Here is a 19463-nt window from a genome sequence, read left to right as displayed (position 1 = left end):
TTATGTCGGGAAATACCTTCGGAAAACTGTTTACGGTCACCTCATTCGGCGAGAGCCACGGGCCTGCGCTGGGGTGCATCATTGATGGCTGTCCTCCGGGGCTGGAGCTCTCGGAAGCGGATATGCAACGGGATCTGGACAGGCGCAAACCAGGCACCTCCCGGCACACGACCCAGCGCCGGGAAGCCGATGAGGTAAGAATCCTTTCCGGTGTTTTTGAGGGCAAGACCACGGGCACGCCGATCGGCCTGGTGATCGAGAACACCGACCAGCGTTCGAAGGATTATTCCAAGATCTCCGAACAATTCAGGCCAGCACACGCCGACTACACCTACATGCACAAGTACGGTGTTCGCGACTATCGCGGCGGCGGTCGCTCGTCGGCCCGCGAGACTGCCATGCGGGTGGCGGCCGGCGCGGTTGCCAGGAAATTCCTTGAGCAGCGCCTGGGCATCCGGGTTCGCGGCTATCTCTCCCAACTTGGCCCAATCAAGGCTGAAAAGCTGGATTGGGACCAGGTTCACCAGAACCCGTTTTTCTGCCCGGATGCCGACAAGGTTGCCGAGATGGAAGCCTACATGGATGCACTCCGGAAAGAGGGAGATTCCATCGGCGCCCGAATCAATGTGGTAGCCGAGGGCGTGCCGCCGGGACTGGGCGAGCCAATTTTCGATCGTCTGGATGCGGATCTGGCCCACGCATTGATGAGTATCAATGCGGTGAAGGGCGTTGAGATTGGCGCCGGCTTCGACTGCATCGAACAGAAGGGCACCGAGCACCGTGATGAGATGACGCCGGAGGGCTTCCTCTCAAACAATGCGGGTGGTGTGCTGGGTGGTATTTCCTCGGGGCAGCCGATTGTGGCCAGTATTGCCCTGAAGCCCACATCGAGTTTGCGCTTGCCGGGCCGTGGCATTGATGTGAACGGCGATCCCTGTGAAGTGATCACCACCGGGCGCCACGATCCCTGTGTGGGTATTCGAGCAACACCGATTGCTGAAGCGATGATGGCCATTGTGTTGATGGACCATTATCTAAGGCACCGTGGGCAGAATGCGGATGTTTCTGTTTCTACGCCGGTGATTGGGCAGCTCTGAGTTTGCTTTTTTAAGGTTTGGTGAAGCTGCTTTGGCGGGCTCTATTGCCCAAAAAACGCCCGTGAATACGTCCATGTAGGGCTTGGTCGCGCCATCCATGGCGCTCCACATTTTTGGGCAATAGAGCCCGCCAAAGCAGCCAGACTATAGCGATGCCCTCCTGGAGGGTTAGGTTACAGCCGGCGTAGGTCGGATTAGCCAAGGGCGTAATCCGACAATTCCGCTCGGCTCTGTCGCAGTCAATGTAGGTCGGATTAGCCAAAGGCGTAATCCGACAACACGCCAAGGCTCTGTCGTCGCGAATACGATTCTTTTTACCGATAAGAGGTTTCGTTATCTACTGGCGCCTTTCCAACCTCTATTTCTGGTTTTTCGCTCTCCTCGGCGGTCTCCTGCCGTATTGGTCCCTTTACCTCGAAGGCCAGGGCTTCTCCTATCTCCAAATCGCCACACTGATGGCGACAATCCAACTCACCAAAATCATTGCTCCCAGTGTCTGGGGCTGGCTTGGTGACAAAACCGGCCAGCGGGTTCGTCTGGTCCGATTCGGCGCTATCACCGGTTCACTGTTCTTCGCCGGCGTATTCATGGAGCCGGGATTCTACGGCCTGCTGTTGGTGATGCTGGCCTTTACGTTTTTCTGGAATGCCATCCTGCCCCTTTATGAGGTGATCACACTACGCACCCTGGGAACGAACAAAGAGAAATACGGGCGAGTTCGACTCTGGGGCTCCGTAGGGTTTATCGGGGCGGTGGCGCTGGTTGGTGGGTTGCTGGAGCTGGTACCGATTCAGAATCTGCCCTGGTTGTTGCTGCCGGTGTTCGCAGGCATTGCAGTATCAGCGTTTCTGGTGCCTGCAGAACGGGGAGAGCGGAAGCCGCCGGCGCCGAAGGGTAGTTTGAAGGCCATTGTCACCCACCCGGCGGTGGTGACGTTTTTCCTGATGAACTTCCTGCTCCAGGTATCCCACGGCGCCTATTACACGTTTTTCAGTATTCATCTGGAGCAGCACGGATACAGCAAGCTGTCCATCGGTCTGTTGTGGTCGCTGGGTGTGTTTGCGGAGATCGCGCTGTTTCTGGTGATGCATCGATTAACCCGTCATCTCACGGTACGTCAGATCGCCATAGGGGCCCTGACTTTAACCATGATCCGCTGGATTCTGATTGCTGAGGTAACCGACGTTGTTGCCGTGCTGCTGTTTGCGCAGCTGCTTCACGCAGCATCCTACGGTGCGCTGCATGCGATTTCAGTTCAGTACATTCAGGGCTTTTTCGGCAAACACCACCATGGCCAGGGGCAGGCCCTGTACAGTGGGCTCACCTTCGGCGCCGGTGGCGCGTTGGGCGCCTGGCTGTCGGGGTTCCTGGTGGATGGCTTCAGTACCTCTGCCGCCTTCTGGGGTGGTGCTGCCGCAATGGCCATTGCAATCGTGATCACCTGGCGGGGCCTGCGGCCGCCGCCTGTGCATGGTGAGGATTGAATCTCAGGCGCTCTCTTCTTCCTGAACAATGCCCAGCAACGCCTTGGCCGCGTTGCTAAGCTGCCGGCCGGAGAGGCCAATTCCCCCAAGCACCCGGGAAACCGGCTTGCCCACCTCCAGTAGTCTCAGGCTGTCGTCAACCATGCGCAAAGGCAGAACGCTCCAGCCCAGGCCAACGCTGGTCATCATTTTGAGGGTTTCCAGGTAGTTCGTGGGCATCTGTGGATTCAGGTGAAGGTTCGCCTCCAGAAACAGTCGGCTGACAACCCGGTAGGTTGCGGTGGTGGTGTCCGGCAGAAGCGCAGGGTGGTCTGCGAGATCTGACAGCCCGGGATTGTTCAACGACGCCAGAGGATGCTCGGCGCCAGCCACAAACACCATCGGGTCCGGCCACTGGGCAAAAACGTGAAAACTGGGTTCCATGCTGTCGCTGAGTGTTACGAACGCCAGCTCCGCATTACGTTTGCGCATCTGCTCGTAGGCGGCATCGGATTCCATGAATTGCAGGTTGATGGATACCTGGGGATATTCCCGTTTGAACCGTCGCAGCCAGTTCGGCAGGTGGTGCAGGCCGATGTGGTGGCTGGCGATAATCTGTAGCTCGCCTTCTACCTGTGCGGAGTCTGGCGACAAGGCTACCCGGGCATTATGGATTTCGTCCAGGATCCGGCGCGCATGCGGCAGTAACCGGCTCCCGGAGTCAGTTAGCCGAATCTGGCGGTGGCTCCGGTCGATAAGGCTGGTGCCAAGCTGGTTTTCCAGGGCGGCCAGGCGTTTGGAGATGGCCGGCTGCGTCAGATGCAGGGTTTCCGCGGCTTCCGAAAAGGAGCCCTGGTCGACGATTGTCAGAAAAGCTTTTAATGCGTTTGAGTCCACGAAAGGCTCCTATGGCCTGGAACTTGGGAGCAGGTTGCCAGGAGTGGCAAACCACCCAAAACACGCCCGTAAATACCTCCCTGTAGGGCTCGGTCGCGCCATCCCTGGCGCTCCACGGTTTTGGGAGGTTCGCCCCTCCAGGCGCCTCGGGCATTATTGCAGGCTGCTCAATTGTCTGGGGAGCGGGTTGGGAGGGCACTTTCAAAACCGTAGAGGGCCACGGATGGCCCGATTCGAGCCCACATGGATGTGCTTGTCGGCGTGTTTTGAAAGTGCCCTCCCAACCCGCGACCTCCACCCAAGTATAACCAAAACGGATGCCAAAGATAAAAAACATGAATTGAGGTTATCCGGCTCCAGGCGGTAAGATAACGTCATCAAACGTCAGAACCAGAAACCCCCAGAGAGTGAGAGAGAACCATGGCGGGCAAGACCTTATACGACAAATTGTGGGACGACCATCTCGTCAAACAGCGCGATGACGGCTCGGCGCTGATTTACATCGATCGCCAGTTGCTGCACGAAGTGACATCACCCCAGGCATTTGAAGGCCTGCGTCTGGCTGGGCGTAAGCCCTGGCGGATTGATGCCAACATTGCGACGCCGGACCATAACGTTCCGACTACCGACCGCGACCGTGGTGTTGAGGGCATTGTTGACCCGGTTTCCCGGATTCAGGTGGAAACGCTGGACAAGAACTGCGATGAGTTCGGGATTCTTGAGTTCAAGATCAAGGATCAGCGCCAGGGTATTGTTCACGTGATCGGGCCTGAGCAGGGCGCAACTTTACCGGGTATGAGCATTGTGTGTGGGGATTCCCATACGTCTACCCATGGTGCGTTTGGCTGCCTGGCTCATGGTATTGGCACCAGTGAAGTGGAGCATGTGCTGGCCACACAGTGCCTGGTTCAGCAGAAGATGAAAAACATGCTGGTGAAGGTGAACGGCAAACTTGGCCCCGGCGTTACCGGCAAGGATGTGGTGCTGGCCATCATTGGCAAGATCGGGACGGCCGGTGGCACGGGTTATGCCATCGAATTCGGTGGCGACGCTATTCAGGGCCTCAGCATGGAAGGCCGGATGACCATTTGCAACATGTCCATCGAGGCCGGTGCGAGGGTTGGCATGGTGGCGGTGGATGACACCACCATCGAGTACGTCCGCAATCGTCCGTTCGGGCCCAAGGGAGAACAGTGGGACGCTGCGGTTGAATACTGGCGGACCCTGCACAGCGATAGCGATGCCGTGTTCGACAAGGTTGTCGAGCTGGAAGGTTCCGAAATCCAGCCACAGGTAAGTTGGGGCACATCGCCGGAAATGGTTGCCGGAATTGATGGCAAGGTGCCTGACCCAGAACAGGAAGCCGATCCCATCAAGCGTGAGGGTATTGTTCGGGCCCTGAAATACATGGGTCTGAAGCCGAATATGGCGATTACCGATATCAAGCTGGACCGGGTGTTCATTGGTTCCTGTACCAACAGTCGGATCGAGGACCTGCGTGAAGCGGCTGCCGTGGTGAAAGGGCGGAAGGTCTCTCCGATCCTGAAGCAGGCCATGGTGGTGCCGGGTTCCGGGCTGGTGAAAGCACAGGCGGAGCAGGAAGGTCTGGACAAGATCTTTATCGAGGCGGGTCTGGAATGGCGTGATCCGGGCTGCTCCATGTGTCTGGCCATGAACGCCGACAAGCTGGGGCAGGGTGAGCACTGTGCCTCCACGTCAAACCGGAACTTCGAAGGCCGTCAGGGCTTTGGTGGACGCACCCATCTGGTGAGTCCGGCCATGGCTGCCGCTGCTGCGGTAACCGGCCATTTCGTTGATGTCCGTGAACTGATGCACTGATCCACAGGAGAGAACCATGCGCGCATTGAAGCAACATCAGGGCGTTGTTGCCCCCATGGACCGTTCCAACGTGGATACGGACATGATTATTCCCAAGCAGTTTCTGAAGTCCATCAAGCGTACCGGCTTCGGCCCGAACCTGTTTGATGAACTGCGTTATATGGATGAAGGCAAGCCGGACCAGGATTGCTCCACCCGGCCAATCAATCCGGATTTTGTCCTGAACCAGGATCGGTACAAGAACGCCAGTGTACTGTTGGCGCGGCGTAATTTCGGCTGCGGTTCGAGCCGCGAGCACGCCCCCTGGGCGTTGGAGGATTTCGGATTCCGGGTGATTATTGCTCCGAGTTTTGCCGATATCTTCTACAATAATTGCTTTAAGAATGGCCTGTTACCCATTGTTCTTTCTGAGGAAGTGGTCGATCAGCTGTTCAAGGAAGTTGAGCAGAGCGAAGGCTATCAGCTGGCGGTGGATCTTGAGGCCAGGACTGTCACTACTCCGTCTGGTGAGACCTTCACGTTCGAGGTTGATGATTTCCGTCGTCATTGTCTGCTGAACGGCCTGGACGATATCGGGGTCACTCTGGAAGATGCGGAGTTGATCCGATCCTACGAGGAAAGCCGGCGGAAGACGGCGCCCTGGTTGTTTGGCGCTGGCAGCTGATTTTAGTGTCGGATTACGCTGGCGCTAATCCGACCTACCTGTCATCTCGCAGGAATACCCGAAAATGTAGGTCGGATTAGCCGGAGGCGTAATCCGACATTGAGGAATAGAACAAGGAAACAAGCATGTCCAGAACAATCCTGATGCTCCCAGGCGACGGTATCGGCCCGGAAATCGTTGCCGAAGCGGAAAAGGTACTTCACAAGACTAACGATCAGTTCAATCTGGGACTGAGCTTCGAGTCTGGTCTCGTGGGCGGCGCTGCGATTGATGAGGCCGACACGCCACTGCCTGACGAAACGCTCGAGAAGGCGACCAAGGCCGATGCCATCCTGTTGGGCGCTGTTGGTGGTCCCCAGTGGGACAGCCTGCCCATGGCCAAGCGCCCCGAAAAAGGCCTGTTGGGCCTGCGCTCCAACCTCGAACTGTTCGCCAACCTGCGGCCGGCAATTTTGTACCCGCAACTGGCCTCCGCCTCGTCCCTTAAGCCGGAAGTCGTTTCCGGTCTGGATATCATGATCGTCCGGGAACTGACCGGCGGTATCTATTTTGGTCAGCCTCGCGGTGTTCGTGAGCTTGAGAGCGGCGAGCGCCAGGGTTACAACACCTACGCCTACACCGAATCGGAAATTCGTCGTATTGGTCGGGTCGCCTTTGAGGCCGCCCAGCAGCGGGGCAAGAAACTGTGCTCCGTGGACAAGGCCAATGTGCTGGAAGTGACTGTTCTTTGGCGGGAAATCATGAACGATCTGCGTCGGGAATATCCGGATGTGGAGCTGTCACATATGTATGTGGATAATGCCGCCATGCAGCTAGTCCGGGCGCCCAAGCAGTTCGATGTGATTGTGACTGGAAACATGTTTGGTGATATTCTTTCCGACGAAGCGGCTATGCTCACCGGCTCCATTGGCATGTTGCCATCGGCGTCGCTGAACTCCGAAAAGCAGGGTATGTATGAGCCCTGCCACGGGTCAGCGCCGGATATTGCCGGGCAGGGTATCGCCAATCCGCTGGCCACGATCCTCAGTGCCGCCATGATGCTGCGGTATAGTCTGAATGAGGAGAAGGCCGCCGAGGCCATTGAGGCGGCAGTCAGCAAAGTTCTGGATCAGGGGCTGCGAACAGCGGACATCATGTCCGAAGGCGCAAAGAAGGTGTCCACCCGTGAAATGGGTGAGGCAGTTCTGGCAGCGCTGTAAACGTCAGGCCCTGACTGGCTTATTTGAGACCCGACGGCAACGGGACGCAGTTGCCGCGGGATCATCCATCCTGTCCCTGCCAGCGATAGAGGTAGAGGGCGGGCATAACACGAGGTCTGAAGATCGCACATGAAGCGAGTTGGACTTGTAGGTTGGCGTGGCATGGTGGGCTCTGTCCTCATGCAACGCATGCGTGAAGAAAACGATTTCGCCGATATCGAACCGGTCTTTTTCACCACGTCCCAGGCCGGCAAGCCTGCGCCGGACGTTGGTAAAGAGGGCGTGCCGCCGTTGCAGGACGCGTTTGACGTCGAGATTCTGAAAACCATGGATGTCATCGTGACCTGTCAGGGTGGCGACTACACCGGAGCGGTTTATCAGAAGCTCCGTGACGCAGGCTGGGAAGGTTACTGGATTGATGCTGCCTCTACGCTGCGGATGGTCGATCATTCCGTGATTGTTCTGGATCCGGTCAACCGTAACGTGATTGATGCTGCGCTCGAGAAAGGCGTCAAGGACTATATCGGTGGCAACTGCACCGTGAGCCTGATGATGCTGGCCCTCGGCGGACTGTTGGAGCAGGATCTGATTGAGTGGGTGTCCCCCATGACCTACCAGGCCGCTTCCGGCTCCGGCGCACAGAACATGCGTGAGCTTCTCAATCAGATGGGCGAGCTCAACAAGAGCGTCAAGACTGAGCTGGACGACCCGTCCTCCGCAATTCTGGAAATTGATCGGAAGGTCACCGAAAGCATGCGGTCGGACGGCTTCCCGACCGAACACTTCCAGGTGCCCCTGGCGGGTAGTCTTATTCCCTTCATCGACAAACAGCTCGATAACGGGATGAGCAAGGAAGAGTGGAAGGCCGGTGTCGAGACCAACAAGATCCTGGGTCGTTCCGACAACCCGATTCCGATTGATGGCATCTGCGTGCGGATTGGCGCCATGCGCTCACACAGTCAGGCGCTGACCATCAAACTGAAGAAAGATCTGCCGGTTTCCGAGATCGAATCCATCCTGGCGAAGGCAAACGACTGGGTGAAAGTGATCCCCAATGATCGTGATGCGACCATTGAGGAGCTGACCCCGGCAAAGGTTACCGGTACCCTGAGCGTGCCGATTGGCCGTATCCGCAAGCTGACCATGGGGCCGGAGTACATTTCCGCGTTCACCGTGGGTGATCAGCTGCTGTGGGGTGCTGCCGAGCCACTGCGCCGTATGCTCCGGATCCTTCAGGAGCGTTAAAAATTGTTACACAGAGGCAATAAATGCCAACTGTGTCCGGTTTCGGCAAACCGGTGAGGGGGCGGAGGCTGATTTCAGTCTCCGCCCCTGTTATTTTCAAGAGCGCTAGGCAGTTCCGCGCGATAGATAAAAAAATGGTACAAGGATTGCGGCTGATTGATTGATAAAAGAGGTTTTATCAACAATACTTGCCGGACTGAAAATTAAAAAGAACACATAATAACGAGAATTATCCAGACGGAAGTCATCCAACCTCGTCCGATTCTGTTTGAAAGAGAGCAGTAACGAATAACGGAGACTGGAAAGGAAAAAGCATGAAGGTACGCAAGCTTGCGGTTGCCCTGGCTCTGGCGGGAGGGCTCGGATCCGGCGTCGCACAGGCCCTGGGGCTGGGTGAAATTGAACTTCAGTCCTATCTGAACGAGCCACTGGATGCAGAGATTGTTCTGCCCCAAAGCCGTGGCGTCAATCCAGCGGACGTGTTCGTCAATATTGCTTCGGAACAGGCGTATGAGCGGGTGGGGCTGGATCGTAACCAGTTCCTCAGCAAACTCCGGTTCCAGGTTGTTACCGGCAACGATGGCAGTCTCATTGTCAATGTTTCCTCCCGTGAACCACTCAGGGAGCCGTACCTCAACTTCCTGCTCGAATTGACCTGGCCGAGCGGCCGGTTGATGCGGGAATACGCCGTGCTTGTAGATCCGCCTGTTTACGCGGAAGAGTCCGGTATGCAGGAGCAGGTAAGTACCCCGACAGTCTCCACTACCCAGACAACCAGCCAGCCGCCTGCTACTCGCAGTGCCGAGTCCGTGCGCCGGCAGGCTCAGGCTGAGCGGTCGCTCAGATCCGGATATCAGGCCGATACCTTCGGGCCCACAGGGCCGTCTGACACGCTGTGGACCATTGCCTCCCAGATGCGTCCTGACAACAGCGTCTCCATGCAGCAGGTCATGCTGGCAATTCAGGATCTCAATCCAGACGCTTTCATTGGCAACAACATTAACCGCCTCAAGCGTGGTGAAGTCCTGCGCGTTCCGTCTCTCGATCAGATCCAGAGTCGGACCCGCGCTGAGGCTACGCGTTTGGTCGCCCAGCAGAACGAGGCATTCCAGGCTCCCCAGCGCACGGTGGATGCAACCGCTGAGCGGCAGCCAGAGCCTGCGGCTCAGCAAGAGGCTGCTGCCGGTGGCGGTGAACTGAAACTGGTGGTTTCCGAGGAAACCGGTACCGAGTCGAGCGAAAGCGGTTCTGCGGGCGGTGACAGCGAACTGCCCGGCGGCGTTGATGCGGGCACAGCGGTCGCGATGGAAGAGCTTGAAAGTGCACGTCGCGAAAACGATGAGCTGAACAGTCGTGTAAATGATCTCCAGGATCAGGTGCAGACCCTGCAGCGACTACTTGAGCTGAAGAATACACAGCTTGCTGAAATGCAGCAGGCAAGCGGTGCGGAGCCGGCAGAAGAGGCCGCGCCCGTTGATGGCGAAGTTGCAGAAGCAGCAGCGGACGAGGACCTGGCTCCGGAAGAAGCGGCAGCAGCAGGCGAAGTTGCTGAGGCTGAAACGCCAGTAGCCGTTGATGCGGACATGACGGACGCGGAAGCAGAAGACACTGAAGTTTCGGAACCCACAGGCATGGCCGATTCCGAGGCCACGGTCGATGAAACCGATGGAATGGCCGAGTCTGGTGAGACAGCCGATGATCAGCTTGTTGCTGATGCCGGCGAAGCGCCGGAAGAGACAGGCATGGCCGATGCGAAAGAGTCGGCTGGCTCCGACGCTGCTGAAACCGGTGAACAAACGTCTGCCGCCGCTCCTGCTGCTTCAGAGCCAGGTCAGGCTGAGGAAGCTGCTCCCAAGCCGGCACCCCAGGCGCCTGCAGCCGACAAGGGCTTCCCTGGTAACGTTATTGACGCCATTACCGGTAATCCGATGTATCAGGTTGCCCTCGGTGGTGGTTTGATTCTTCTTCTGTTACTGCTTCTGCTGCTTGCTCGTCGCAATGCAAATCGGGAAAAGGCGTTCTATGAGCAGTTGAACAGTGAAGCTGACGAAGGAGCCGATTCATTCGACCTGAGCCTGGATGAGGAGGATCAGGAATCGGCCGCAGGCGATGCCCTTGCAGAAGCGGATTCCTACATTGCTTACGGCCAGCATGATCAGGCAGCACAAACCCTGGAGACTGCGATCTCCCGGGAGCCCAGTCGGACGGATCTGCGCCTGAAGCTGCTGGGTGTCTACGCGGACACCCAGGATCGCGACTCCTTCGAGAAGCAGTTTGGTGAAATCGAGGCTCTGGACGATGAAGAGGCACTGACGTCGGCCAACGAGCTGCGCGCCAGGTTGGAAGAAGCAGAGTCGATGCCCAGCATTGATGATCTGGAATCACAACTGCGTTCAGACTCCTTTGCGACCTCTTACGATACCGAAGAGACTGCTGAGGAGCAGGGCGAGGCGAAGGATAAGCCGGAATCCGAGGAGCTTCTGGCCGATCAGTTCGATTCAGAGCAGGAAGAGCCAGCAGAGAATGAGTTCGGTGACTTCGACTCTGACTTGGCAGAGACGGACCTGTCCGATTTCGAGCTTGATGAATTTGAAGAGCGCGAAGCCACAGCAGAGTCTTCCGACGGTGAAGAGGCTGAAGGCGCCAAGGACGATAGCCGAGACGACATGATCGAGTATGATCTCTCGGGCCTCGAGATGGAATCTGAGGAAGAAAAGGATTTGACCGAGGACGCCTCGGAACTGGAAGAGTCTGGTGACTGGGATCTTTCGTCGGAATTCGAGGAGGGCTCGGAAGAGTCACCCGTTGAAGAGCAGGCGATTGAAGAGTCAGAAGATGATCTGAATCTTGATCTGGATGAGGATGATCTTGCTGAAAGTGATCTGGCTGAAGGTGATCTGACAGAAGATCAACCAGCAGCCGAGCCGGAATCGCCGTCTGAAGAGCTTGCTGAACCGGATACCGACGCCGACATTGACTCCCTGGATGAATCCTTCCTGGATGAGCTTGATGCCGAGCTGGACAAGGTGGCAGGCGAAGAGGATGAGCTTGGCGGCAGCGAGATTGAAGAGTCCTCGCTGGACGATCTGGAACTTGATGTCTCGGATGAAGACCTGGCCCTGATGGAAGAGTTTTCCGACTCGGCCGATTCGGCGAATCCTGAAGAGACCGAAGAAGCGTCTCTGGATGAAGAGCTTGGCCTTGAAGACACCCTTGGCGAGGGCGACGCGGATGTGGCGGATCCTGAGCAGACTGTGGAAGGTGCCGAGGAGCTCGAGCAGCAGGGGATCACTGAAGAGCTGGAAGAGCCGGAGTCGCCAGTCGGTGAAGAACAGGCGCCCGAAGAGGATCTCGATCTGCCAGTAGCCTCTGATGAGGTTTCCGACGGATCAGGTAAATCACAGGTCGCGGACATAGAAGAAAGCGAGCTGGGTGATGAAGACGACTTCGACTTCCTGGCAGGAACCGATGAAGCGGCGACCAAGCTGGACCTGGCGCGGGCATACATCGAGATGGGTGATGCCGACGGAGCCAGGGATATCCTTGAGGAAGTCGCATTGGAAGGAAACGAAGATCAAAAGGCGGAGGCTCAAGACCTCCTTAAAAATCTGTCCTGATTCGTTATAATCGAAAGTGACAGGCAGCAAGCGCCGGCTGCCGGGTTAACTCCCGGCTAAAAGCCGGCGCTTTGTTTTTACAGCAACACTCTTTCCGGATTCACACTTGTTTCTCGACACCCAGCAACTGAACACAGATAACGCCATAGGGGCAGGGCGCGTCGCGCTTGCGTTTGAATACGATGGGCGCAGTTTTCATGGTTGGCAGTTGCAAAAATCGGGCGTTCGCTCGGTGGAGTCGGAACTGACTCGTGCCGTGGCAAAGGTTGCCAATCATCCGGTGGATCTGGTGTGCGCAGGGCGAACCGACGCCGGTGTTCATGCCAGTTATCAGATCGCCCATTTTGATACCCCCTCTGTCCGTAATCTTCGTTCCTGGGTTATGGGTATCAATACGGCCCTGCCTGAAGACATTTCTGTGCATTGGGCCGGGAATGGCATCGGCGATTTCCACGCGCGGTTTTCCGCCACCTACCGTCGCTACCGTTACATAATCTTTAACCACCCCGTGCGCCCCGGAATTCAAAGAGGCCAGGTAAGCTGGACTTTCCGGCCTCTGGATGCTGATCGCATGCATGAAGCGGCGCAGGCGCTGGCCGGGGAGCATGACTTTTCCTCTTTCCGGGCCGCCGGGTGCCAATCCCGAACACCTATCCGGTTTCTCGAGCGCATATCGGTAACCCGGAAGCGTGACTTTGTCGTAATAGACGTGCAGGCCAACGCCTTTTTGCATCATATGGTCCGGAACATTGCCGGTGCCCTGATGGCGGTTGGTTCGGGAAAGCAGCGACCGGAATGGATTCATGAGATACTGGTTGCCCGCGATCGGACAGCTGCAGGTGTAACCGCGCCTCCCCATGGTCTGTATCTGGTCGACGTTGGCTACCCGGATGAGCTCGGGATTCCAGCAGCTGAATGCGGGCCGGGATTTCTGCGACCGTGGTTCAGCAGGGCCGAAAACAGTCCGGTCTCTCCGACACACATTCATGTTAAACAGCGGGTCTCGAGCCAATGAACGCAAGGGTCAAAATTTGCGGCCTTACCCGTCCCGAGGATATCGACGGGGCTGTGCAGAGCGGCGCCGATGCACTGGGCCTCGTGTTCTACGGCCCCAGCCCCCGTTCCTTGTTGGTAGAGCAGGCAGCGGAGCTGGCGAAACGCGTGCCGGCATTTGTGTCGGTCGTGGGACTGTTTGTGAACCCCAGCCAGCAGGACGTTGAAAGGGTTCTGGAACAGGTGCCGCTTGATTTATTGCAATTCCACGGCGATGAGGATGCCGGCTTTTGTGCCGGGTTCGGGCGCCGGTGGATCAAGGCCATTCGGGTACGTGAGGCCGGTCAGATAGAAGCCGCCTTTGACGAATTCCGGGAAGCCTCCGGCCTGTTGGTAGACGCCTGGGATCCGGACCGGTATGGCGGAACCGGAAAGTCGTTCAACTGGGATCTGATCCCCGACCGGCGTCCGCTCCCGATCATATTGGCCGGTGGGTTGTCATCTGATAACGTATTTGCCGCTGTGAAGCAGGTGAAACCCTGGGCTGTGGACGTCAGTGGCGGCGTTGAACAGGACAAAGGCATCAAGGACATCCAGAAAATTTCTCATTTCATTAAAGAGGTTCACCGTGTCTGTAAAACTGACTGAAGAAATGCTGAGCGCACTGCCGGACGCGCGGGGTCACTTCGGGGCCTTTGGTGGGCGGTTTGTTTCCGAGACTCTGATGGACTCTCTGATGACGCTCGAGAAAGAATACGCCCGCCTGAAGAAGGATCCGGAGTTTCAGGCGCGGTTTGACAAGGAGCTGGCAGATTACGTTGGCCGGCCGACGCCATTGTACTTTGCCGAGCGTCTCAGCCGTGAAACCGGTGGTGCCCAGATCTGGCTGAAGCGCGAAGATCTCTGTCATACCGGCGCTCATAAGGTGAACAACACCATTGGCCAGGCCCTGCTCGCAAGCTTCCTTGGCAAGAAGCGTATCATTGCTGAAACCGGTGCCGGTCAGCATGGTGTTGCTACTGCCACGGTCTGTGCGCGCCTTGGCCTTGAGTGTCATGTCTTCATGGGCTCAGAAGATGTCCAGCGCCAGTCCTTGAATGTATTCCGAATGAAGCTGCTGGGTGCCACAGTGCACGCCGTTGAAAGCGGCTCCAAAACCCTGAAAGACGCCATGAACGACGCCATGCGTGACTGGGTGGCGAATGTGGATGACACTTTCTATATCATCGGAACCGTTGCCGGACCGCATCCTTACCCGCTCTTGGTCCGGGATTTCCAGTCGGTGATAGGCCGGGAAACCCGCCGTCAGGCGCTGGAAAAGACAGGCAAGTTACCGGACGCGCTGGTGGCCTGTGTTGGTGGTGGTTCGAACGCAATCGGCATGTTCTATCCTTTCCTCGCTGATGAATCAGTACAAATCTACGGTGTCGAAGCGGGCGGCCTTGGCATTGATACCGGGAAACACGCAGCGCCCCTGTGTGCTGGGCGCCCCGGTGTGCTCCATGGCAACCGAACCTACCTGATGGAAGACGAGAATGGTCAGATCGCGGGTACGCATTCGGTGAGCGCCGGCCTCGATTATCCGGGTGTGGGCCCAGAGCACGCATGGCTGAAGGACATCGGCAGGGCGAATTACGTGTCCGTGACAGATGATGAAGCCATGGAAGGTTTCCGCAAGCTGACCCGGGTTGAGGGCATCATGCCCGCTCTCGAAACCGCACACGCAGTGGCTTACGCCATTAAACTGGCGGCCACCATGAACAAAGACCAGACCGTCGTTATCAACGTTTCCGGGCGTGGCGACAAGGACATCAACACGGTTGCCAAGCTTGAAGGCATCGAGATCTGAAGAATTAACAGGAGCAGGCATGAGCCGAATCGAAGGGGTCCTCAAGGCCCTGAAAGGACAAGGTCGTAAGGCACTTATTCCCTACATTACCGCCGGCGACCCCCATCCCGATAACACGGTGGATCTGATGCACACGCTTGTGGATGCAGGCGCCGATATCATTGAGCTTGGGGTTCCGTTTTCCGACCCCATGGCAGATGGCCCGGTTATCCAGTTGGCCTGCGAGCGTGCACTGGTTCATGGCACTTCCCTGAGACAGGTGATTGCCATGGTCAAGGAATTCCGTAAGACCGATGACGCCACGCCCGTGGTGCTGATGGGCTATCTGAATCCGATGGAAGCCATGGGCTACGAGACTTTTGCCGATGCGGCCAAGGATGCCGGCGTTGATGGAATCCTGACAGTGGATCTGCCGCCGGAAGAAGCCGAGGAGGTCGCGCCGCTGTTCACCCAGCGAGATCTCGACGCCATCTTCCTGCTGGCGCCGACCACGACCGATGACCGGATTCGGGCAATCAGTCAACACTCTTCCGGTTATGTGTACTATGTTTCTATCAAGGGTGTGACAGGTTCCGCCACCATCAACGTGGATGAGGTTGCGCAGAAAGTGAGCCATATCCACGAACTGACCGCGCTACCCGTTGGTGTTGGCTTTGGCATCCGCGATGCGGAAACAGCTGCCGCCGTGGGTCGGGTATCCGATGGTGTAATTGTTGGTAGCGTCCTGGTCGATACAATAGCCAGAAATCAGGCAGATACCGACCAGCTCAAACGGGCATTGACGGATCTGCTCCACCCGATGCGTGAAGCACTGGACAGTCTCGCCTCCTGATGAAGGGGAGGAGGGCAAACAGGCGTCAAAGGACAGGATGAGATCATGAGTAACTGGCTGGACAAGATCATGCCGAGCAAGATTCGCTCGGAATCCAAGCAGAGAACCGGAGTGCCCGAGGGGTTATGGAAGAAGTGCCCCAAATGTGGCGCCTTTCTCTACAAGCCGGAACTTGAGAAGAACCTGGATGTTTGCCCCAAATGCAACCACCACCTGAGGGTTGCGGCCCGCCGTCGGCTGGACGTTTTTCTGGATCCCGATGGACGGGAAGAAATTGCCGCCGAGCTAGAGCCCTGGGATCGCCTCAAGTTCAAGGACAGCAAGCGCTACAAGGACCGTTTGTCCCACGCCCAGAAAGGCACGGGCGAGAAAGACGCGTTGGTGGCCATGAAAGGCACCACGCTTGGTGTACCTCTGGTTGCCTGCTCCTTTGAATTTGGCTTTCTCGGCGGCTCCATGGGGCAGGTTGTAGGTGAAAAATTCGTTCAGGCTGCCAATGTTGCCCTGAAAGAGCGAATTCCCCTGGTCTGTTTCTCTGCCAGTGGCGGCGCCCGTATGCAGGAAGCCATCCTGTCGTTGATGCAGATGTCGAAAACGGCCGCGGTGCTTGAGCGCATGAAGCTTGAAGGGATTCCCTACATTTCGGTAATGACAGACCCCGTGTTTGGTGGTGTTTCCGCCAGCCTTGCCATGCTGGGGGATCTCAATATCGCCGAGCCAAATGCATTGATTGGCTTCGCCGGCCCGAGGGTCATCGAGCAAACCGTTCGTGAAAAGCTGCCGGAGGGCTTCCAGCGCAGTGAGTTCCTGTTGGAGCACGGTGCCATCGACATGATTCTCCATCGTCATCAGATGCGTGAGCGCATTGCCCACGTATTGGCCAAGTTCACCGGCCAGGAGCGTCCCGGAACCGAAGAGCCTATCGAGTTTGAAGTAACGGAAAAGCCTGAAACCGATGCCCCCGCCGAGTAATCATCCAGACCAGCCTCCGGCTTCGCCGGGGGCTGGCGCCACTGTTGACCAGTGGCTTGCCTACCTCGAAGCGATACATCCAACAGAGATTGACCTCGGCCTGGATCGGGTGCTGGTAGTTCTGCGCCGGCTTTTCCGGCGAAAGCCGCAAGCCCGGATCATTACTGTGGCAGGTACTAACGGCAAAGGCAGCGCTGTGGCTACTGTAGAAGCGCTTCTGAGAGTCGCCGGCCGTCGCACCGGCGCCTATACCTCACCGCATCTCCAGCGCTACAACGAGCGTGTGCGCCTGAACGGTGAGGATATTTCCGATGACGCGCTGGTCAAGGCGTTTGAGGCGGTTGAGGCCGCCCGTGGCAATGTTTCGCTCACCTATTTTGAATTCGGGACCCTGGCAGCCTTTGTAGCCTTTGCCGACGCGGGCCTTGAGGACTGGGTCCTGGAGGTTGGTCTTGGCGGGCGACTGGATGCAGTGAATGTTCTGGATGCCGATTTTGCCATACTCACATCGGTGGACATCGATCACGTTGCCTTTCTCGGTGATAACCGGGAAGTCATCGGGTTTGAGAAAGCAGGGGTGCTCAGGCCGGGTATTCCCGCGGTCTACGCGGATTCCGAGCCACCACGCTCGGTGCTGCAGCAGTCATCGGCCCAGAAGGTTCGGATGGCACTGTTCGGGCAGGACTATCAGTTAAAGCGGGAACCGGCGACTGCGTCCGGGTTTGCGTCGGTGGTACTCAATTATCAGAACCAGCCTATCCGTCTGCCAGCCGGCCCTCTACCGGTTAAAAGCGTTGCGGCGGCCGTCATTGCCGTGCGGCAGCTCGAACCCGACCTGTCGGTTGCTGTTATTGAGCAGGTTCTTTCAGGCATCAGCGTGCCAGGTCGATTCGAGCGTCTGGGTTCCTCGCCGGATATTTTTCTGGATGTCGGTCATAACCCCCATGCGGCGGGATGGTTGGCCGGGCAACTGGAAAACCTGAAATCGCCTGGAAGGCGCGTCCATGCGGTTTACGGTGCCCTGGCGGATAAGGATGTGGAAGGTGTCGGAAAAGCAATGGCTGGCGTGGTTGATGCCTGGTACCTGGCCGGCCTGAAAGTACCGAGAGGGCTTGCGGCTCATCAGTTGCAGGCACGATTGGCCGACGCTGGTATCGATCATGCCCCGGCGTTCGAATCAGTAGCAGAGGCGCTCGGATCGGCGCTGTCCGCGGCGGCACTGAACGATCTTGTGGTCGTTTTCGGGTCGTTCTACACGGTTGCCGAGGGCCGGGAAATTCTGCTCGCTCAGGATTCGGAAGGGCGCTAGATAGCCCGCCTTAAACTTTGTCCATGGCGGCGGGTAGCACTTTGAGTTCCGGCTTCCGGGCAGTTAGTATCTGCGGATGGGTGCCTCTCGGGGCGCAGTCACAACAGTTGGGAGCCAAGCAACGTGGATGGACTGAAACAGAGAATAATCGGGGCGCTGGTCCTTGTTTCCCTGGCGGTTATCTTTGTTCCCATGCTCTTTGATGAGCCGCATTCCGAGCGTACCTCCACCACCATCAAGATTCCCGAGGAGCCGCCGTTCCCGGAAGTTGAAGCGCCGGAATCCGAATTGGCGCCCCCGCCTTCCTATGGTCCTGAATCCAGTGACAGTACTCTGGCTGCGCCACCGGCCGAACAGGGTGGTGCTGATTCCCCGGGCTACCGCATTCTTGAGGAATCGCCGGGCCAAGAGACCACTTCTGATGTGGCGGAATCACCCGAGGCCGGTCAGGAACCGGATGATGCATCTCAGGAGCAGGCCAGTGCGCCGGTCGAAACCGGAGATCAAGCCTCGGAGAGCCCAGTTTCGGAAACCGCCGAGTACGAGAGATCCCTCGAAGGCGCCTGGGTGGTGCAACTGGGAAGCTTTGGTAATTCCGATAACGCCCGCCGACTCAGGGACCAGGTGCGAGAGAAGGGCTACGGGTCCCATCTGCAGGAAGTTGTCCGCGGTGACACGACACTGACTCGCGTCTTCAGTGGGCCTTTCGCATCCAAATCCGAAGCCGAATCCGCCAAGAGAGCACTGGACGACGCTTTTGGCCTGAACAGTCTGGTCACCTCCGGAGAAAAATAGCGGTCGGGATCGGGTTTATGTGTCTCCGGCGGTTTGGCGAGCCAGGGTTTCCTGATAGAATTCGCGCTTCCTTTTCTCCACCGGGTTTTCAATGGAAGCGCTGATCTGGATTGACTGGGTCATTATCGCCCTCATTACAGTTTCCACCCTCATCAGTCTGAAACGGGGCTTTGTACGGGAAGCCCTGTCTCTGGTGACCTGGGTAGGGGCATTCATTCTGGCCAGAACCTTCCACCCCCAGATGCAGTCCCTGCTGGAAAGCACGGTTGAAACGCCTCTGGTTCGGCTTATCGCCGCGTTTGCCATACTCTTCTTTGGAACCCTCATCGTCGGAGCCATCATCAATAACATGATTGGCCACCTGATTCGGGCCACAGGTCTGTCCGCCACTGATCGGGTGCTTGGCATGGGATTCGGGCTTTTGCGGGGCGTGGTGGTGGTGATTGTTGCCATTGCATTTACCCGTTACACGCCATTGGCGCAGGATACCTGGTGGCGAACGTCCATAATCATTGATCGCCTGGCTGTGGTAGAGGACTGGTCCAGACGGACCCTGGGCGATGAATTTGCGCGCTTCCTGGGGCCTGCACCCGAAAACGCGCCGGATCCGGAATCCGTTACAGAGCATGAAGGCGTGGAACCTGCGTCCGCGTCCCGCTAACATTCAGTTTTAACACTCGGAGATACCCTTA

Annotated in this window: 16 protein-coding genes; 15 read left to right on the top strand and 1 reads right to left on the bottom strand. The window is 57.5% G+C overall.

Going from position 1 to position 19463, the window contains the following annotated elements:
• The first annotated feature begins 2 nt into the window (after positions 1 to 2).
• On the top strand, positions 3 to 1097 hold the full coding sequence (aroC, locus tag QZ534_RS03300; protein ID WP_296931405.1) for a chorismate synthase: 1095 nt from the start codon (positions 3 to 5) through the stop codon (positions 1095 to 1097).
• A gap of 269 nt (positions 1098 to 1366) precedes the next feature.
• Complete coding sequence (locus tag QZ534_RS03295; RefSeq protein ID WP_366935808.1) at positions 1367 to 2581, top strand: MFS transporter; 1215 nt, start codon at positions 1367 to 1369, stop codon at positions 2579 to 2581.
• A 3-nt stretch (positions 2582 to 2584) separates the two neighbouring features.
• On the opposite strand, the gene QZ534_RS03290 is transcribed toward QZ534_RS03295, so the two are convergent.
• Positions 2585 to 3457 carry a LysR family transcriptional regulator gene (locus QZ534_RS03290; protein ID WP_296931403.1) on the bottom strand — a complete coding sequence of 291 codons (873 nt, stop codon included), beginning with the start codon at positions 3455 to 3457 and terminating at the stop codon, positions 2585 to 2587.
• A 420-nt stretch (positions 3458 to 3877) separates the two neighbouring features.
• Here QZ534_RS03290 and leuC point away from each other — a divergent pair, with 420 nt between their 5' ends.
• From leuC to QZ534_RS03225, 13 genes are all read left to right on the top strand, one after another.
• On the top strand, positions 3878 to 5296 hold the full coding sequence (gene leuC, locus QZ534_RS03285; RefSeq protein ID WP_296931402.1) for a 3-isopropylmalate dehydratase large subunit: 1419 nt from the start codon (positions 3878 to 3880) through the stop codon (positions 5294 to 5296).
• A gap of 16 nt (positions 5297 to 5312) precedes the next feature.
• Positions 5313 to 5960 carry a 3-isopropylmalate dehydratase small subunit gene (gene leuD, locus QZ534_RS03280; RefSeq protein WP_296931400.1) on the top strand — a complete coding sequence of 216 codons (648 nt, stop codon included), beginning with the start codon at positions 5313 to 5315 and terminating at the stop codon, positions 5958 to 5960.
• A 125-nt stretch (positions 5961 to 6085) separates the two neighbouring features.
• Entirely contained in the window at positions 6086 to 7159 is a 1074-nt protein-coding gene (gene leuB, locus QZ534_RS03275; RefSeq protein WP_296931399.1) for a 3-isopropylmalate dehydrogenase, read from the top strand.
• Positions 7160 to 7288: 129 nt separating this feature from the next.
• On the top strand, positions 7289 to 8404 hold the full coding sequence (gene asd, locus QZ534_RS03270) for an aspartate-semialdehyde dehydrogenase (RefSeq protein ID WP_296931397.1): 1116 nt from the start codon (positions 7289 to 7291) through the stop codon (positions 8402 to 8404).
• Between the two features lie 314 nt (positions 8405 to 8718).
• Positions 8719 to 12021: a FimV/HubP family polar landmark protein gene (locus QZ534_RS03265; protein WP_296931395.1), complete on the top strand. Its 3303-nt coding sequence runs from the start codon at positions 8719 to 8721 to the stop codon at positions 12019 to 12021.
• Positions 12022 to 12127: 106 nt separating this feature from the next.
• The gene (truA, locus tag QZ534_RS03260) at positions 12128 to 13036 is read left to right on the top strand and encodes a tRNA pseudouridine(38-40) synthase TruA (protein ID WP_296931393.1); all 909 of its coding nucleotides are present in this window, start codon (positions 12128 to 12130) and stop codon (positions 13034 to 13036) included.
• Positions 13033 to 13662 (top strand): phosphoribosylanthranilate isomerase, encoded by a 630-nt coding sequence (locus QZ534_RS03255; RefSeq protein WP_296931391.1) that lies wholly within the window; start codon positions 13033 to 13035, stop codon positions 13660 to 13662. The genes truA and QZ534_RS03255 overlap by 4 nt, the downstream gene beginning before the upstream one ends.
• Positions 13663 to 13666: 4 nt before the next feature.
• A complete protein-coding gene (trpB, locus tag QZ534_RS03250) occupies positions 13667 to 14863 on the top strand; it encodes a tryptophan synthase subunit beta (protein WP_296931494.1) in 1197 nt (398 codons plus the stop codon).
• 19 nt (positions 14864 to 14882) lie between these two features.
• Positions 14883 to 15695, top strand: a complete 813-nt coding sequence (trpA, locus tag QZ534_RS03245; RefSeq protein WP_296931389.1) for a tryptophan synthase subunit alpha — start codon at positions 14883 to 14885, stop codon at positions 15693 to 15695.
• 45 nt (positions 15696 to 15740) lie between these two features.
• Positions 15741 to 16667, top strand: a complete 927-nt coding sequence (accD, locus tag QZ534_RS03240; protein ID WP_296931388.1) for an acetyl-CoA carboxylase, carboxyltransferase subunit beta — start codon at positions 15741 to 15743, stop codon at positions 16665 to 16667.
• Positions 16651 to 17976 carry a bifunctional tetrahydrofolate synthase/dihydrofolate synthase gene (gene folC / locus QZ534_RS03235; RefSeq protein WP_296931386.1) on the top strand — a complete coding sequence of 442 codons (1326 nt, stop codon included), beginning with the start codon at positions 16651 to 16653 and terminating at the stop codon, positions 17974 to 17976. The genes accD and folC overlap by 17 nt, the downstream gene beginning before the upstream one ends.
• A gap of 123 nt (positions 17977 to 18099) precedes the next feature.
• Positions 18100 to 18771 carry an SPOR domain-containing protein gene (locus tag QZ534_RS03230; RefSeq protein WP_296931384.1) on the top strand — a complete coding sequence of 224 codons (672 nt, stop codon included), beginning with the start codon at positions 18100 to 18102 and terminating at the stop codon, positions 18769 to 18771.
• A gap of 91 nt (positions 18772 to 18862) precedes the next feature.
• Positions 18863 to 19432, top strand: a complete 570-nt coding sequence (locus tag QZ534_RS03225) for a CvpA family protein (protein ID WP_296931382.1) — start codon at positions 18863 to 18865, stop codon at positions 19430 to 19432.
• Positions 19433 to 19463 lie beyond the last annotated feature (31 nt).

This window comes from uncultured Marinobacter sp., assembly GCF_913055835.1.
Lineage (GTDB): Bacteria > Pseudomonadota > Gammaproteobacteria > Pseudomonadales > Oleiphilaceae > Marinobacter.
This window is presented reverse-complemented; position numbering and strand designations above follow the sequence as displayed.

Coding starts and splice junctions, on each gene's coding strand:
- QZ534_RS03225 (WP_296931382.1), top strand. CDS start 18,863: ATGGAAGCGCTGATCTGGATTGACTGGGTCATTATCGCCCTCATTACA.
- leuD (WP_296931400.1), top strand. CDS start 5,313: ATGCGCGCATTGAAGCAACATCAGGGCGTTGTTGCCCCCATGGACCGT.
- leuB (WP_296931399.1), top strand. CDS start 6,086: ATGTCCAGAACAATCCTGATGCTCCCAGGCGACGGTATCGGCCCGGAA.
- asd (WP_296931397.1), top strand. CDS start 7,289: ATGAAGCGAGTTGGACTTGTAGGTTGGCGTGGCATGGTGGGCTCTGTC.
- QZ534_RS03255 (WP_296931391.1), top strand. CDS start 13,033: ATGAACGCAAGGGTCAAAATTTGCGGCCTTACCCGTCCCGAGGATATC.
- leuC (WP_296931402.1), top strand. CDS start 3,878: ATGGCGGGCAAGACCTTATACGACAAATTGTGGGACGACCATCTCGTC.
- trpA (WP_296931389.1), top strand. CDS start 14,883: ATGAGCCGAATCGAAGGGGTCCTCAAGGCCCTGAAAGGACAAGGTCGT.
- QZ534_RS03265 (WP_296931395.1), top strand. CDS start 8,719: ATGAAGGTACGCAAGCTTGCGGTTGCCCTGGCTCTGGCGGGAGGGCTC.
- trpB (WP_296931494.1), top strand. CDS start 13,667: ATGCTGAGCGCACTGCCGGACGCGCGGGGTCACTTCGGGGCCTTTGGT.
- folC (WP_296931386.1), top strand. CDS start 16,651: ATGCCCCCGCCGAGTAATCATCCAGACCAGCCTCCGGCTTCGCCGGGG.
- accD (WP_296931388.1), top strand. CDS start 15,741: ATGAGTAACTGGCTGGACAAGATCATGCCGAGCAAGATTCGCTCGGAA.
- aroC (WP_296931405.1), top strand. CDS start 3: ATGTCGGGAAATACCTTCGGAAAACTGTTTACGGTCACCTCATTCGGC.